The 15,863-nt window shown below is 60.1% G+C and carries 14 protein-coding genes; 8 read left to right on the top strand and 6 right to left on the bottom strand.

Annotated elements, in window-relative coordinates:
- The first annotated feature begins 179 nt into the window (after positions 1-179).
- Positions 180-1,781, top strand: a complete 1,602-nt coding sequence (locus tag VIM98_RS09870; protein WP_331992930.1) for a choline dehydrogenase — start codon at positions 180-182, stop codon at positions 1,779-1,781.
- Between the two features lie 93 nt (positions 1,782-1,874).
- On the opposite strand, the gene VIM98_RS09875 is transcribed toward VIM98_RS09870, so the two are convergent.
- Both VIM98_RS09875 and VIM98_RS09880 read right to left on the bottom strand, forming a co-directional pair.
- Entirely contained in the window at positions 1,875-2,300 is a 426-nt protein-coding gene (locus tag VIM98_RS09875) for an organic hydroperoxide resistance protein (RefSeq protein WP_331992931.1), read from the bottom strand.
- 64 nt (positions 2,301-2,364) lie between these two features.
- Positions 2,365-2,829, bottom strand: a complete 465-nt coding sequence (locus VIM98_RS09880; RefSeq protein ID WP_331992932.1) for a MarR family transcriptional regulator — start codon at positions 2,827-2,829, stop codon at positions 2,365-2,367.
- A gap of 146 nt (positions 2,830-2,975) precedes the next feature.
- Here VIM98_RS09880 and VIM98_RS09885 point away from each other — a divergent pair, with 146 nt between their 5' ends.
- Positions 2,976-3,407, top strand: coding sequence for a hypothetical protein (locus VIM98_RS09885; protein WP_331992933.1), 432 nt, complete (start codon positions 2,976-2,978; stop codon positions 3,405-3,407).
- A 4-nt stretch (positions 3,408-3,411) separates the two neighbouring features.
- Here VIM98_RS09885 and VIM98_RS09890 read toward each other — a convergent pair whose 3' ends face one another.
- Positions 3,412-4,557, bottom strand: a complete 1,146-nt coding sequence (locus tag VIM98_RS09890; protein ID WP_331992934.1) for a citrate synthase family protein — start codon at positions 4,555-4,557, stop codon at positions 3,412-3,414.
- 89 nt (positions 4,558-4,646) lie between these two features.
- Between VIM98_RS09890 and VIM98_RS09895 the strand changes: the two genes are divergently transcribed.
- The 6 genes from VIM98_RS09895 to VIM98_RS09920 all read left to right on the top strand — a co-directional run bounded on the left by VIM98_RS09895 (position 4,647) and on the right by VIM98_RS09920 (position 13,423).
- On the top strand, positions 4,647-6,035 hold the full coding sequence (locus VIM98_RS09895) for a CoA transferase (protein ID WP_331992935.1): 1,389 nt from the start codon (positions 4,647-4,649) through the stop codon (positions 6,033-6,035).
- A 103-nt stretch (positions 6,036-6,138) separates the two neighbouring features.
- The gene (fusA, locus tag VIM98_RS09900) at positions 6,139-8,280 is read left to right on the top strand and encodes an elongation factor G (RefSeq protein ID WP_331992936.1); all 2,142 of its coding nucleotides are present in this window, start codon (positions 6,139-6,141) and stop codon (positions 8,278-8,280) included.
- A gap of 110 nt (positions 8,281-8,390) precedes the next feature.
- On the top strand, positions 8,391-9,473 hold the full coding sequence (locus VIM98_RS09905; RefSeq protein ID WP_331992937.1) for an RHS repeat-associated core domain-containing protein: 1,083 nt from the start codon (positions 8,391-8,393) through the stop codon (positions 9,471-9,473).
- A gap of 10 nt (positions 9,474-9,483) precedes the next feature.
- Entirely contained in the window at positions 9,484-9,957 is a 474-nt protein-coding gene (locus VIM98_RS09910; protein ID WP_331992938.1) for a hypothetical protein, read from the top strand.
- 187 nt (positions 9,958-10,144) lie between these two features.
- A complete protein-coding gene (gene zwf / locus VIM98_RS09915; RefSeq protein ID WP_331992939.1) occupies positions 10,145-11,629 on the top strand; it encodes a glucose-6-phosphate dehydrogenase in 1,485 nt (494 codons plus the stop codon).
- A gap of 15 nt (positions 11,630-11,644) precedes the next feature.
- Complete coding sequence (locus tag VIM98_RS09920; protein ID WP_331992940.1) at positions 11,645-13,423, top strand: glycoside hydrolase family 15 protein; 1,779 nt, start codon at positions 11,645-11,647, stop codon at positions 13,421-13,423.
- Positions 13,424-13,524: 101 nt separating this feature from the next.
- On the opposite strand, the gene VIM98_RS09925 is transcribed toward VIM98_RS09920, so the two are convergent.
- The 3 genes from VIM98_RS09925 to VIM98_RS09935 all read right to left on the bottom strand — a co-directional run.
- Positions 13,525-13,746, bottom strand: coding sequence for a formate dehydrogenase subunit delta (locus tag VIM98_RS09925; protein WP_331992941.1), 222 nt, complete (start codon positions 13,744-13,746; stop codon positions 13,525-13,527).
- Entirely contained in the window at positions 13,743-14,585 is an 843-nt protein-coding gene (gene fdhD, locus VIM98_RS09930) for a formate dehydrogenase accessory sulfurtransferase FdhD (RefSeq protein ID WP_331992942.1), read from the bottom strand. Before fdhD ends, VIM98_RS09925 begins: the two co-directional genes overlap by 4 nt.
- Positions 14,582-15,863 (bottom strand): molybdopterin oxidoreductase family protein (locus VIM98_RS09935; protein ID WP_331992943.1); only part of this gene is annotated, 1,282 nt, incomplete at its 5' end. The genes fdhD and VIM98_RS09935, both read right to left, overlap by 4 nt.

The raw sequence follows: 15,863 nt of genomic DNA on the forward strand, positions 1-15,863 counted from the left end.
TGTAGCTGAGGGTAAGGATGAAAGAACGTGCCGCCGATGGGCGGCACGTTCTTTTTGCGGTCGTTCCACTCTCCTGGCTCCCTCTCGGTCCTCGCCCTTCGTTCCATCACGCTGCACCGCAAATTTCCAATCGTCACCGTGTCCCTCATGATCGGCCCAACCCACCGACAGGGAAGGCCATGGTCTACGACTATCTGATCGTCGGCGGCGGTTCGGCCGGTTGCGTGCTGGCCAATCGCCTCAGCGAAGCCCCGGCAAACCGCGTGCTGCTGCTCGAGGCAGGGCCCAGGGATTGGCATCCCTTGATCCACATGCCCATCGGCCTGGCCAAACTGGTCGGTCACCCGCGGGGCCTACGCAAACTCTACGGCGGCCAATGGTTCGGCTGGAATTACTTCACCGAACCACAGGCGCAACTCCAGGGGCGCCGCCTGTGGTGGCCGCGCGGAAGGACACTCGGTGGGTCCAGCTCGATCAATGCCATGTGCTATATCCGCGGGGTACCTCAAGACTACGACGCCTGGGCGCGCGAGACGGGCGACATGCGCTGGTCGTGGGAGCAGGTGCTGCCATGGTTCCGCCGCACCGAGGACAATACACGCGGTGAGGATGCATGGCATGGCGCAGGCGGTCCGCTCGGCGTCGACGATCTGCGCTACCACCATCCGTTGTCGGACGTTTTTGTGGAGGCCGGAGTGCAGGCCGGGTATCCACGCAACGACGATTTCAACGGCCCACAGCAGGAAGGCTTCGGTCTCTACCAGGTGACGCAACGCGCCGCGCGCCGTTGCTCGGCCGCGATGGCCTATCTCCATCCAGTGCTGGAACGCCCGAATCTGCACGTTCGTACGGGTACGCAAGCTGCGCGCGTGATCGTCGATCGCGGCCGTGCAACTGGGGTCGAGCTACTCGATGGCAGCCGTATCGAAGCGAACCAGGTGCTGCTTTCGGGAGGAGCGATTAATAGCCCGCAGTTGCTGATGCTCTCCGGCATCGGTCAGGCGCAAGCCTTGCGCGAGCACGGCATTGCCGTTGCGGTGGACCTTCCTGGCGTTGGCGCGAACCTGCAAGATCACCTGGATATTTGCAGCGTCACTGGTACCACCTGGCCGAAAACCTACGATCATTTGAACCAGCCAGCTGTCGCATTGCGCTATCTGCTGCGCCGCGATGGCCCTGGCACCAGCAATGCCGCCGAGGGCGGCGGTTTCGTGCGCAGTCGTTTTGCCGAAGACGGACATTGCGACATCCAGTTCCATTTCATTCCCGCGCAATTGGAAGATCACGGCAACCGCGAGTTACCGGGGCGCGGCTATACCTTGCATGCCTGCCACCTGCATCCGCGCAGCCGTGGGTATATCCGTCTGGCATCGCCCGATCCGCGCCAGTCCGTGCGGATCGAGGCGAATTATCTTGGCGATCCGGAAGGACACGATCTGCAGGTCATGGTCGAAGTGGCGAAACTGTCGCAGGAAATTCTCGGCCAGCCGGCGTTCGCGCCGTATCGCGGCACGTCGCGTTACCCCGAACGCGTATTGCGAAGCGATGCCGAATACATCGAATTCATCAGGCGACGCGCCGAGACGATCTATCACCCGGTCGGCACCTGCCGCATGGGAGCAGGGGCAGGGGCCGTGGTGGACAGCGAGCTGCGCGTGCATGGCATCGAACATCTGCGTGTGATCGATGCATCGGTCATGCCGACCCTGATCGGCGGTAATACCAATGCGCCGACGATCATGATTGCCGAGCGGGCTGCTGCGTTGCTGTTGGAACGGTAGCGAAAGATCGCAAAAAGGGGGCACCCGTTGGCTGCCCCCTTCGTCGTCGTCCCGGTGTATACCGGGATCCGGCGTCTTTAAACCGGCAACCGATCAAACCACCGTCAGCTTCACATCGATATTGCCGCGCGTCGCATTCGAATACGGGCACACGATATGCGCCTTCTCCACGAGCGCTTCGACTTCTTCACGCGGCAGGCCGGGGACCGAGATAGTCAGTTCTACTTCGATACCGAAGCCGGTCGGAATCGGGCCGATGCCGACGTTGCCGGTGATGCTGGTATCGGCGGGCAAGACCTTCTTCTGCTGGCCGGCGACATACTTCAGCGCGCCGAGGAAGCAGGCCGAGTAGCCAGCGGCGAACAGCTGTTCCGGGTTGGTGCCGCGGGCGCCGTTGCCGCCCAGTTCCTTCGGGGTGGTCAGTTGGACGTCGAGGACGCCATCGGAGGAGACGGCGCGGCCGTCGCGGCCACCGGTTGCTTTGGACTGGGCGCGGTACAGAACGTTTTCGATGCTCATGGTTGGATCTCCTGGCTGATTTTGCGCTATTAAATAGCGCGCGATGTTTATGTTCGAAAAAAATTCAGGCGCTTCGGGCGAGTTTGGTCCGTAGATCCTGCAATTGGCCCTTCAGTTTCATCACTTCATCTGGTGCACATTGACTGGCACAAACCACGCCGTACTGCACGTCAATGGCCTTTTCCTGCAGCTTCTGACCTCGTTCGGTGAGGCTGATAACGACTTGCCGTTCGTCTTCCCGCGATCGCTGACGCACGACCAGGCCTGCGGTTTCCAGCCGCTTGAGCAGGGGCGTCAAGGTGGCCGAGTCCAGATAAAGGCGCTCGCCAATCTCCGATACGCTCATGCTCGGGTTTTCCCACAAAGTCAGCATCACCAGATATTGCGGATAGGTGAGGTCCAGCGGACGAAGCAGTTTGCGATAGACCTTATTCATCGCCAGTCCCGCCGAGTAGAGCGCGAAGCAGAGCTGACCGTCGAGTGTCGGCGCCGGCAAGTCGCTTTTATCGATGAGAAGCTTCGTGACCATGGAAGTAATTTACATAGCGCACTATTTAATAGCAAGCGAACTTACCTGACTTGTTTATTTAACATTCATGTTTTGACGGACGGTAAAGTTCTTGCGGTCCGGGCCGATGAGTCCCTGCAAAGGACTGCCAGCCACCCGGACATCCCATGATTTCGTTAGCCAAAGCCGTCGATCCCCACGTTCCTTCGTCGAGCGATACCGGTCGGGCCGGCGAAAGCGGCGGCAATAGCAGCACGCAGTCAGGCAGCACGCACGTGAACGTACCGGTAAAGCAGAATGCCGCGACATCCACAGCCGACAGCAGCATTACTTCCGGCACCGAATCGGCGGTGGTCAAGGAGTTGCTCAAGTTGATCCAGCAATTGGAAAAGCTGTTGGCGCGCCAGGAGCAGGAGCTGGCCTCCGCCAGTGCACACAATCATCCGGGGGACTCGGCCAGCCTGACACGCATTACCGCGGCGCAGCTGGCGGTAACCAATACGCTGGGTCGATTGGAGCAGGCCATGCAGGCACTGTCCCAGGCGTTGCTGAAAGCAGGAGACAGCAGTTCCGGCTCCCTACTGGATACCTCTGCGTGAGCAATCAGGCCCTGGGCAAGTCCCCGGTATAGCGCGCACGCGGGCGTATCAGTGTGCCGCTCTCGATCTGTTCGAGCGCGTGAGCGATCCAGCCGATGCTGCGCGCTAGCGTGAAGATCGTCATCGGTGCCTGATCGTCCAGACCGAAGGTTTCGGCCAGTGCCGCCAGTGCAAAATCGATATTCGGCTTATCGCCACTGTGCGCTTCCAGTTGGGCCTGCAAAGCCTGCACGTGCGATGGCGCGGTAAATTGCGCCAGCAGTGCGGTGGCGCGCTCGTCCCCTTGCGGGTAAAGCGGGTGGCCGAAAGCCGGAAACCGCGTATCGAGCAAGCCCATGCTTTCGATCGCGCGCTCGGCCGGTTCGTCCCGCACGCGCCGGATCGCGTCCCAGGCGGCAAGTCCCGCGGCGCCATGATAGGTACCGCTCAGCGCACATAAGCCAGCGAGCAAGGACGCCTGTAGCGAGGCGCCGGCGGAGACGGCTACGCGCGCAGTGAAAGTAGATGTATTGAGCTCGTGATCGGCCAGAAGCACCAAGGCGCGGCGCAGCAGGTCGGTTGCCCGCGGTACGCGCCAGGCTTCGGCGAGACGCTCGTGCAAAGGTGCGGTTGCATCGGTAGGGCCAAGTAGCGCGTGCGCTAGCCGCGAAATCAGCCGACGCGCCGCCTCGATCGACCGATCGCGGTCGTTACCGTCGGCGCCCAGCGGCATATCCACAGCCAAAGCGAGCAATGCGCGCGATAGCGGTGTGCCGCGCTGTGTATCGATCGCTGCATCGTCATCGAAATGCGGCGGCGCGCATTGCCACAGCAGTCCGGCGGTATCCTCCAGGCTCGCCTGCGCCGACCATGCCACGGCATCGACACCACGGTAGTAAAGGCGCCCATCCGCGACGGTGGATACGCCCGAAGACAGCACGGGCTCGCCCCAGGCAATGGCGTCGGCCGCCACGCTCGCCGCGCTATGCCGTCCGGCCTGCCGCTTGGCGAGGCGCTCCACATCGAGTCGGTGATAAAGACTGCGCCGAACGTCGTCGGGATCGGGGCGCGCACGGATGCGCCCGCGGCTGACATACGCGTACAGCGTCTGCTGCCGCACGTCCAGCCAGTTCATGGCTTCAGAGGCCGATAGCCAGCGTTTCGTATCCACGTGTTGATCGATTCGATCAAGATTGACGGCGACTCTAGTGCGCTCAACCATCGCTCGCAACAGAAGCGATTGCGACAAGGTCGGACGGCATGAGCGAGCAGGCGAGGGTGATGACAGCGCAGGCATGGGCTGCGCTCGGCGGCGATGCGCAGCGATTGGAACAGCTACGCTTTCATGATGCCGGGGCGTTGCCATCGACCTTCCATGTCACGCCGATGGCGAGCGCAACGATCGCCACGGCAGGGTTGGCTTTGCACGCCTGGATCGCTTCGAACGGTCACGATCCCGGTCACGTCGAGGTCGACAGCAGGCTCGCGTCGATGTGGTTCCATGATTCGATTCGCCCGCAAGGCTGGACGCCACCGCCGCTTTGGGATGCGCTCGCAGGCGACTATGCGGCACAGGATGGCTGGATACGTCTGCATACGAATGCTCCCGCCCACCGCGCAGCCGCGCAGCGCGTGCTCGGTCCACATGCAGACAAGACCGCCATGGCTGCCGCGGTGGGATCATGGTCCGCCGATGCGCTCGAACAGGCAGTTGTCGAGGCCGGTGGCTGCGCCGCAACGATGCGCAGCCTGCCGGAGTGGCTGGAGCATCCGCAGGGGCGGGCGGTCAACAGCGAGCCGCTGATCCATCGCGAGGCAGGCGCGCCGTCGCCACACCCCTTACCGGCGTTCGATCCTTTATATCCGTTGGCTGGGGTGCGCGTGCTTGACCTGACACGCGTGCTAGCCGGCCCGGTGGCGACGCGTTTCCTGGCTGGCTGGGGAGCCCAGGTGCTGCGCATCGATCCGCCCGATTGGGACGAACCGGGCTTGGCGCCCGAGGTCACGCCAGGTAAGCGTTGCGCTCGGCTGGACCTGCACGATAGCGGCGACCGGACCGTCTTCGAGCGACTGCTTGCGGACTGCGATGTGCTGGTACACGGCTATCGCACGGATGCGCTGGCGCGCCTTGGTTATGGCATGGCGGAGCGATTACGGCTTTGTCCGGGTCTGATCGACGTCAGTCTGAACGCCTATGGCGCCACGGGGCCTTGGTCTGGACGGCGCGGCTTCGACAGCTTGGTGCAGATGAGCACCGGTATTGCGCATGCCGGCATGATGCGCCAGGGCAGCGCCAAGCCCATGCCATTGCCCGTTCAAGCACTGGATCATGGCACCGGTTACCTGATGGCGGCCGCCGTGCTGGCCGCGCTGGCGGAACGCAAGCACAGCGGCCAGGGCGCTGCAGCAAGGCTTTCGCTGGCGCGCACCGCGCACTGGTTGACCGGTGCGGGAGAGCAATCTCTCGATCTGGAGTCGCTCGCCTCCGAAAGCGCACTCGACCGCCGGCCCGATTTAGAACTCACTTCCTGGGGGCCGGCGCAGCGACTGCGCTCGCCGCTGGCTGTAGGCGGCCAGAGGCCGCATTTTTCCCTGCCAGCCAGCGCGCTGGGCTCCGCGCAAGCATCCTGGCGGGCTCGTCAGGGCTGAGCCTGCCAGGGTGGAGCACGGTTTCATGCGCCAGATGGGTACATCGGACAGGAACTGCGCGTATAATTAGCGGTTTACCATCGTCCCTTCGGAGCCGGCCACTATGGCACGCCAGAAACCGCTTAAGCTTTACCGCAACATCGGCATCATCGCGCACATCGACGCCGGCAAGACCACCACCACTGAGCGCGTGCTGTATTACACCGGCAAGAAGCACCAGATCGTCGACGTGCACGACACGAAGGACGGCAAGGGCTCGACCACGACCGACTACATGGAGCAGGAACGCAAGCGCGGCATCACGATTCAGTCCGCTGCCGTTTCGACCGAGTGGAAAGGTCACCAGATCAACGTGATCGATACCCCTGGACACGTGGACTTCACCATCGAAGTGAACCGTTCGTTGCGCGTGCTCGACGGCGCCGTGGTGGTGTTCGATGGCGTGGCCGGCGTGGAACCGCAGACCGAGACCAACTGGCGCCTGGCCGACCAGTACAAGGTCCCGCGCATGTGCTATGTCAACAAGATGGACCGTATCGGTGCCAACTTTAAGCACTGCGTGGAAGGCATCAAGAACCGTCTGGGCGCCAACGTGGTGCTGTGCCAGGTTCCGCTGGGCAGCCACGACGAATTCATCGGCATGGCCGACCTGATCGCGGGCCAGGGCTACATCTGGCTGGGCGACGACAAGGACAGCAAGTGGGAAACCATCCCGCTGGACCAGGTCGCCGATCACCCGAAGGTCAAGGCCTTCCAGGCCGCCGGCGACCGCGAATGGGTCAGCCAGCTTGCCGCGCTGCGCGAGCAGTCCATCGAGACGGCCGTCGAGCAGGATGAGGCCGCCATGGACGCCTACCTCGGCGAAGGCACCGTGCCGTCGCTGGAAGACCTGAAGAAGTACATCCGCAAGGGCTGTGTCACGGGCGATCTCGTGCCGGTGTTCTGCGGCTCATCGTATCGCAACAAGGGCGTGCAGCAGCTGCTGGACGGCGTGGTCGACTACATGCCGTACCCGGGCGAGAACGGCGGCATCTCGATGGTGGACGAAGACGGCAACATCATCGGCGAGCAGGACGTGACCGACGACGCACCGGTTCGCGCGCTGGCCTTCAAGGTGATCAACGACCAGTTCGGCACCCTGACCTTCACCCGCATCTACTCCGGCGTGATCAAGAAGGGCGACACGTTGCAGAACGTGACGCGCGGCAAGAAGGAGCGCATCGGCCGTATCGTCGAAGTGCAGGCCAACGCCACCAAGGAAATCGAAGAAGTCCGCGCCGGCGACATCTGCGCGTTCGTCTCGCTGAAGGAAACCGAGACCGGCGACTCGTTGACCGATCCGGCCCATCCGGTGTTGCTGGAGCGCATGCGCTTCCCCGACCCGGTGATCAGCGTGGCCGTGGAGCCGAAGAGCCGCAATGACGTCGACAAGATGTCCACCGCGCTTTACAAGATGGTGAAGGCCGATCCATCGTTGCAGATGGAAGTCGACAAGGAAACCGGACAGACCGTGCTTAAGGGCATGGGCGAACTGCACCTGGAAATCACCATCGACCGTATGCGCACCGAACTGGGCGTCGAAGCCAACATGGGCAAGCCCAAGGTCAGCTTCCGCGAGGCGTTCGGCCAGCAGGTCGAGCACGTCTACACCCACAAGAAGCAGTCCGGCGGTTCGGGCCAGTTCGCCGAAGTGAAGATCATCTTCGAGCCGGGTGAGCCGGGTTCGGGCGTGGTGTTTTCCGACGAAGTCGTCGGTGGCCGCGTGCCGCGCGAATACATCCCGGCCGTGGAGCACGCGATCCGCGTGGAATCGCGCCAGGGTCAGATCGCGGGCTACGAAGTGCTGGATTTCAAGGCTCGCCTGATCGACGGTAAGTTCCATGACGTGGACTCCTCGGCGCTGGCCTTCGAAATCGCTGCACGCGCATGCTTCCGCGAAGCGCAGAAGATGTCCAAGCCCAAGTTGCTCGAGCCGGTGATGAAGCTGGAAGTCGTGACCGAGCCCGATTACCTGGGTGATGTCATCGGCGACATCAACCGCCGTCGCGGCTCGGTGAGCGAGCAGGGCCAGCGCGGTCCGTCGGCCTTCGTGCAGGGCTACGTGCCGCTGGCGGAAATGTTCGGCTACATCAACTTCCTGCGTTCGGCCACCAGCGGCCGAGGCAACTTCACCATGGAGTTCGACCGTTACCAGGAAGTGCCGGCCAACATGGTCGCCACGCTGATGGAAAAGGAAACGAAGTAAGTTTCGACTTGCTTGTTTCGATGAAAAGCCGGCCTTGTGCCGGCTTTTTTTATCTATAGTGTTGAAGCGGCTACTCCAAATCTTATGGAGTGTTACAGGGGGAAGGAAGGATGAAGACTAATGATCATCGCATTGGCGCTATTAACCTGGCGGAAGGGGAGTGGCGCTTCCTCCGTGGGCGTTTTATTGGCATGCTTACTACGTTGCGCTGGCTGTTAATAGCCATGCTTGCGGCGCGTGCTTTGTTTTATATGGAAAGTGCGAGTGCTGGTAAGGTCACATATGTCTATACGGATAATCATGGAACTCCATTGATGGAGGCAGATACTAATGGAAATATTCTTGCTTCTTTCGAATATCGCCCAGATGGAACTCTAGTACTTGGAAATTCTGCCGATGGCCCTGGCTTTACAGGGCATGTTAATGATGTGGATAGCGGCCTTTTATATATGCAGGCGAGATATTATGAGTCAGATGTTGGTATTTTTCTAAGTCGTGATCCTGCTGGTATTCAAGCGGGTAATGCGTTTCTGTTCAATAGATTTTCGTATGCAAATAACAACCCGGTGAGATATGTTGATCCTGATGGAAAAATGATTGGTGTGGATAATGCTGATAACCCGACGTTTTGGCAAAGATCCGGAGGGTTCCGTTGTGCTCTTTTTTGCTTGTCTGATCAAACAAAGCAGTCCTGGGGAACTAGCGAGGTTCCCCTTGGCTCCGGTTACGTTGGTAGAGTAGATGCTGTGACGGGAAGCGACTTGTTTGAAATACATGTCTATAAGGATAATGCTGCGTTAGCCAAAGCAATTCGTATGGGAGGTGATCTGGATGTGTTTGAGGTTGGGGTGGTTGGGCCTGCGGGGGAATGGATTAATAAGCATGGTCACACGACCGTTCCGGACTTGCCAGCATCGGTAAATAACGCTATCCGCGGTAATGTTGCTAAACAGGCTAGGGCAAGAGGATGGCTTCCCGAAAAAGGTACTGTAAACATAAAAGGCAGAAGCTTGACGACTTTAATCGAGGCGGGAATGGGGGAAACTGGCTCGTTAGAGTATTTACGTGGGCTCGGTAAGGTCATAGGCCCCGTGTCTGATGCTGGGATTATCTTCAGCCTTATGGCTACTTCGAAACCTTGCTCAGATGGGCAAGCCGAGGCCGAAGATACTGCGCAATACATTTGTCCGTGAGGTATGTCTCGTGAGCGATGACGTTAGATTGCGTTTCAGGAATAGCGTTGAATTCGCGCGAACCTTCTCTCCCGAGGGGTTGTTGCGTTATTTGGATATGTCAGGACCGAAAGATTATGGTGAGATGTTTTATGATGGCATGATAGTTGGTTTGAACTTTTCAAAGTATGAAAAGGTAAATACTTTTGATGGTCCGTGGGGTGATTTGACTTTAAGGATAATCAATCAACTTTATGATAGAGGAGTTGAGCTGCTATTTATTGGTGCTAGAGACATAACTTATGATGGATATTCGATTTTTTCTTCGAGTTTCATTGATTGGATAGAGTTTCTTCCCGGGGATGGATGCATTCTATGCAATATCCATTTCCTCGGTAATGATAAAAAAATCAAATTTAACTTTTTGAAGGTAGAGTTCAATGAGCACCGCTTTGGAGAGCGAGTAGGCAATGATGATTTTCTAAAAAAAATCGATAAGCCATGAAACTTTCATGCTGAGTAGCCTTCACGGTAGCTGATTGCCTGTTCGGGCCACAACCTGAAATTCGCTGAATTTTGCGTTCACGTTTTGTAGTTCTTAATTCTGCATAGTCCACATTTGGATGTAGCTAGGGCAACCTATGCGTAAGATACACAGCAATTCTGCAGATGCCACCGCCCCGCGTAAGGTAATGCCTTCCGCCGCCATGGTGATCTTCGGCGCTCATGGCGATCTGACTAAACGACTTGTCGTACCCGCGCTCTACCATTTGTGCCGGGCAGGCAAGCTTTCCGAACACTTCGTGCTGGTGGGCATGGACCGTACCGACGGCGATGCAGGGGGTTGGGTCCAGGGGCTGAAGGAATTTCTCGCCTCCGCCATGCAAGCTGCAGGGCAGGAGCGTATCGACGATAAGGCCTGGGATCGCCTGACCGCGAACGCGGCCTATATGCAAGGCGATATCACGCGATCGGATACCTATAAGCAATTGGGTGAACTACTCGACAGCTTGGACAAGAAGCATGGCCTCGAAGGTCATGTGTTGTTCTACCTGGCCGTTGGCGATCGCTTTTTCGGCCCGGTGATCGACGAACTGGCCGCGGCCGGATTGACGAAGCAGGTGGCAGAGCGTTGGCGCCGAGTCATTGTGGAGAAGCCGTTCGGTCATGACCTGGCCTCTGCCAAGGCGTTGAACGAACATATCCTCAAGTCGCTCGACGAGTCCCAGGTGTTTCGCATGGATCATTTCCTAGGCAAGGAAACCGTGCAGAACATCATGGCATTCCGCTTTGCCAATGGCATGTTCGAACACATGTGGAATCGCGACCGTATCGATCACGTGCAAGTGACCGTGGCCGAGACCGTCGGTGTGGAGCAGCGAGGCAGCTTTTACGAGGTAACCGGCGCTTTACGCGATATGGTGCCGAACCACGTCTTCCAGTTGATCGCCATGGTGGCGATGGAGCCACCGGTTTCGTTTGCCGCCGACGATGTACGCAACAAGAAGGCAGATGTCTTCGCTGCCATGTTGCCGGTCAAGGGCGAGCATGTCTGCCGCGGCCAGTACGGCGCCGGGCACCTGGGCGACAAAGCGGTCCCCGGGTATCGCGAAGAGCCGCATGTCGCGCCGGATTCCAGTACGGAAACCTACGTCGCCATGCGGTTGGAGATCGATAACTGGCGTTGGGCCGGCGTGCCGTTCTATGTGCGCACCGGCAAGCGCTTGACCAAGCGCTGGACTGAGATCGCGCTGCGCTTCAAGGAGGCGCCGTATGCACTGTTCCAGGATGCGCCGGTAGACCGGCTCGGCGCGAACTGGTTGATTATCCAGATCCAACCCGACGAGGGCATCCGGCTCAGCTTCAACGCCAAGCGCCCGGGGACACGTATGGAGATCGACACCGTCGAGATGGATTTTACCTACGCCGAGTGGTTCAACCAGGAACCTGCCAATGGCTATGAGACACTGATCTTCGATGCGCTGATCGGCGATGCGACTCTCTATCAGCGCGCGGACCAGGTGGAGTTGGCATGGCGGGTGGTGCAGCCGGCATTGGATCTGTGGGCTACGCGTCAGCCCTCGGGTTTTCCCGATTACACGGCCGGTAGCGACGGTCCGGCATGCTCGGATGCCATGCTCAAGCGCGATGGCCGCGTCTGGCGCAAGATTGGCTGAGCAGGCGATCGAGCCATGACCAACCGTATCGAAGACTACGCGATGATCGGCGACTGCAAGACGGCGGCGCTGGTGGGTATCGACGGGTCGATCGATTGGTTGTGCCTGCCGCATTTCGATTCGGGCTCGTGTTTCACGGCGCTGCTTGGCGACGAAGACAACGGCTGCTGGCGCATCGCGCCGGCTGGCGACAGTGTCGATGTGCATCGCCGATACGATGATGGCAGCCTGGTACTGCACACCTTGTTCAAGACACCGGAAGGGCAGGTCGAGCTGGTCGATTTCATGCCGATCGATGCCCAGCACAGTCATATCGTGCGTGTCGTCCGAGGCATCAGCGGCAGCGTGGCCATGCGTATGAAGCTGGTCGTCCGGTTCGACTATGGCTCGACCGTACCCTGGGTAAGCAAGCTCGATGAGCAAACTCACCGGTTGGTGGCCGGTGCCGACCAACTGATCTTGCGGTGCCCAGTGGATGTGCGTGGTGAAAACGCACATTCGGTAGCTGACTTCATCGTGGCCGAAGGCCGATCGGTGGCGTTCGTGCTCAGTCACCGTCCCTCCTACCATCCGTTGCCCAGGCCATTGGATGTGGACAAGGCGTTGCGCAGAACGTTGAAGTTCTGGCACAAATGGTCTGACCGTTGCATGGGCGGCGGTCCTTGGGATGACCTGATCAAGCGCTCGCTGATGGTGCTCAAGGGTTTGAGCTTTCTGCCTACCGGCGGCATCGTTGCCGCACCGACCACATCGTTGCCCGAGTACATCGGCAGCGAGCGTAACTGGGATTACCGTTACTGTTGGTTGCGCGACGCAACCTTGACCCTGCTGGCGCTCCTCAATGCCGGTTATGTCGAGGAGGCATTGGCTTGGCGCGACTGGCTGATTCGTGCCGTTGCCGGCAGTCCGGACCAGATCCAGATCATGTACAGCGTCCGTGGCGAGCGGCGCCTGGACGAATGGACGATACCCTGGCTTTCCGGATACGAGGGCTCTTGCCCGGTGCGCGTGGGCAATGCTGCCGCCAAACAGCTGCAGTTGGATATCTTCGGCGAGCTGTCGCATGCGATGGCTGCGGCCATCAAGCGCGGGCTGCCTGTGATCGAGCATGGACTGGCAGTGCGCGATGCATTGCTCGGGCATCTGGAAACGATCTGGGATCAGCCGGATCAAGGTATCTGGGAAACACGTGCGGAGCCGCGTCATTTCGTGCATTCAAAGGTGATGGCCTGGGTGGCGTTCGATCGAGCGGCCAGTAGCGATCACACGACCGATCCGGCCAAACGGCAGCGCTACCGGGCGATCGCCGATCGTATTCATGCGAGTGTTTGCACGCATGGCGTCGATCCGCGCTGCAATTGCTTCACACAGTCCTACGGCTCGCCGGAAATGGATGCGAGCTTGCTGCTGATCGCTGGCGTCGGTTTCCTGCCGCCGGACGATGAGAGAATTCGCAATACCGTTGCGCAGATCGAGAAACGCCTGCTCGTCGACGGTCTGGTGCTGCGCTACGAAACCCAAAGCGGTGTCGATGGCTTGCCGCCGGGCGAGGGGGCGTTTTTGGCCTGCAGTTTCTGGCTGGTCGACAACTATGTGGCGCTGGGCGAGCTGGACAAAGCACGCGCGCTGTTCGAGCGTTTGATCGCGTTGGGTAACGATGTGGGCCTGTTCGCCGAAGAGTACGATCCGCGCAGCCGGCGGCATCTCGGCAATTTTCCGCAGGCATTTACGCATGTGGCTCTGGTCAACGCGGCATTTACTTTGACGCGCGCATTGCAGAGTCTGGGTTCGTGAGCAGGCAATAAACCGATTTTTCGAAGGGATTGAACTCCTTCTCCTCCGGCTTTGCCGGAAGAGAGGGTCGGGATGAGGGGGAACCCTGCGAAGCCCAACCTTCAGTTCGGCGGCAAGACCAACGCATCCACAGCCTCGTGCGCCAACGGCAGCAACCCTTCGCCGCCATCGGTCACATAGGCTTTCAATTCCCGCCGCATCGCCGGATCCCAAAACCGCGTCAGATGATCGCGCACGCCGTTCACCGCGGTTGCGTGATCCGGTTCGACGGTGAAGTAATTGGCAATGTCGTTGGCCATGGCGATGAGGCGTTCGATTCTCATGGTGACTCCGGCCGTTCGACGGACCCGATGCGGTGGGGGTGGGTATAAATATTGTGGCTTCCGCGGCGGGCGAAGCCAATCAGGGTCAGGCCCGCGCTGCGTGCCAGTTCGATCGCCAACGCCGTCGGCGCGGAAATCGCGGCAAGCAAAGTTACGCCCGCACTGGCGGCCTTGGTCACCATTTCATAGCTGGCCCGGCTGGTCACGATCACCATGCCAGAGGCAGGGTCCAGGTCAGCCTTGCGTAATGCACCCAGCAATTTGTCGAGCGCGTTATGGCGGCCCACATCCTCGCGCACGAGGTGGATATCGCCATGCGCGTCGGTCCAGGCTGCCGCGTGCACAGCGCCGGTCACGGCATTGATCGGCTGTCGCGATTGCAATTGCGCAAGCGCGCGCTCCAATGCTTCGCGCGCGACGGTCTTGCCGGTACCGACGGGGTCGTTGTGCCGTACGGCCTGTTCCAGGTCGCGCGTTCCGCAAATACCGCAACCGCTTCGCCCTGGCAGCAAGCGCTGGCGTTCCGCACCGATGCGCGCCGCCGGCGTTTCGACCGAGACCTGCATGCAAAGCTCGATGCCTTCGAGCAGCGAGCGTGGTTCGATAGCCAGCAATTGTGCCGGGTTGTCGATCAAGCGTTCGCTCAGCGAGAAACCCAGCGCGAAATCCTCCAGATCGTGCGGCGAAGCCATCATCACGGCGAAAGTATCGCCGTTGTAGACCATCGCAATCGGTACCTCTTCGGCGACTTCGTCGTCCTCGCGGCTGACCCGGCCGTCGCGCCACCGTTCGACGCTGCGGGTCACGTAACCTTCGGTGGCGGCGTCGAGCTCGGTCAAGCGGTATCCATCGAACGATCGAGCAGAGCCTGCTGCGCCTCGGAGAAAGCGTAGTAGCGCTTCTGCCATTCGGACGGTTGCGTCACGCGCGTCACCTGTACTGCGGTCACCTTGTACTCGGGGCAGTTCGTCGCCCAGTCGGAGTTTTCCGTAGTGATGACATTCGCGCCGGAGCCGGGGAAGTGGAATGTGGTGTAGACCACGCCCGGCTGCATGCGCTCGGAAATCATGGCGCGCAGCACGGTTTCGCCCGAGCGACTCTGGATGCCCACCCAGTCGCCTTCGCCGATGCCACGTTCTTCGGCGTCGTGCGGATGAATTTCCAGGCGGTCCTCGTCATGCCACATCACATTGGCGGTACGACGGGTTTGCGCGCCAACGTTGTACTGGCTGAGGATACGGCCCGTGGTAAGAATCAGCGGATGCTCGACACTGACTTTCTCGCTGGTCGGCACGTATTCGGTCAGCATGAAGCGCCCCTTGCCGCGAACGAACTCTTCGACGTGCATGACCGGAGTACCCAGCGGGTGCTCTTCGTTGCACGGCCATTGGATCGAACCCATTTCGTCGATCTTCTTGAAGCTCACGCCATGGAAGGTGGGCGTCAGCGCGGCGATTTCATCCATGATTTCGGACGGATGCGCGTAGTTCATCGGATAGCCCATGGCCTGGGCCAGACGCTGGGTGATTTCCCAATCCGCCAGGCCGCCAGTGGGCTCCATCACCTTGCGTACCCGCGAGATGCGGCGTTCGGCATTGGTGAAAGTGCCGTCCTTTTCCAGGAACGAGCTACCAGGAAGGAAGACGTGCGCGAACTTGGCCGTTTCGTTGAGAAACAGATCCTGTACCACGATGCATTCCATCGCCGTCAGCGCGGCGGTGACGTGCTGCGTATCCGGGTCGGATTGCGCGATGTCCTCGCCTTCGATGTACAGGCCCTTGAAACTTCCATCCAGCGCAGCCTCGAACATGTTCGGGATACGCAGGCCGGGCTGATCGTACAGCGATACACCCCAGGCCTGCTCGAACGACTCGCGTACCGCTTTGTCGCCGACATGGCGATAACCCGGGAACTCGTGCGGGAACGATCCCATGTCGCAGGAGCCCTGCACATTGTTCTGGCCGCGCAGCGGATTGACGCCCACGCCCTCGCGACCGATGTTGCCGGTGGCCATGGCGAGGTTGGCAATACCCATCACCGCAGTCGAACCTTGGGCATGCTCGGTAACGCCCAGACCGTAGTAGATCGCCGCGTTGCCGCCCCTGGCATACAGGCGG

It is taken from the genome of Dyella sp., assembly GCF_036568765.1.
Taxonomy (GTDB): domain Bacteria; phylum Pseudomonadota; class Gammaproteobacteria; order Xanthomonadales; family Rhodanobacteraceae; genus GSA-30.

Coding starts and splice junctions, on each gene's coding strand:
- VIM98_RS09905 (WP_331992937.1), top strand. CDS start 8,391: ATGAAGACTAATGATCATCGCATTGGCGCTATTAACCTGGCGGAAGGG.
- VIM98_RS09885 (WP_331992933.1), top strand. CDS start 2,976: ATGATTTCGTTAGCCAAAGCCGTCGATCCCCACGTTCCTTCGTCGAGC.
- VIM98_RS09925 (WP_331992941.1), bottom strand. CDS start 13,746: ATGAGAATCGAACGCCTCATCGCCATGGCCAACGACATTGCCAATTAC.
- fusA (WP_331992936.1), top strand. CDS start 6,139: ATGGCACGCCAGAAACCGCTTAAGCTTTACCGCAACATCGGCATCATC.
- VIM98_RS09880 (WP_331992932.1), bottom strand. CDS start 2,829: ATGGTCACGAAGCTTCTCATCGATAAAAGCGACTTGCCGGCGCCGACA.
- VIM98_RS09920 (WP_331992940.1), top strand. CDS start 11,645: ATGACCAACCGTATCGAAGACTACGCGATGATCGGCGACTGCAAGACG.
- VIM98_RS09895 (WP_331992935.1), top strand. CDS start 4,647: ATGAGCGAGCAGGCGAGGGTGATGACAGCGCAGGCATGGGCTGCGCTC.
- VIM98_RS09875 (WP_331992931.1), bottom strand. CDS start 2,300: ATGAGCATCGAAAACGTTCTGTACCGCGCCCAGTCCAAAGCAACCGGT.
- zwf (WP_331992939.1), top strand. CDS start 10,145: ATGCCTTCCGCCGCCATGGTGATCTTCGGCGCTCATGGCGATCTGACT.
- VIM98_RS09870 (WP_331992930.1), top strand. CDS start 180: ATGGTCTACGACTATCTGATCGTCGGCGGCGGTTCGGCCGGTTGCGTG.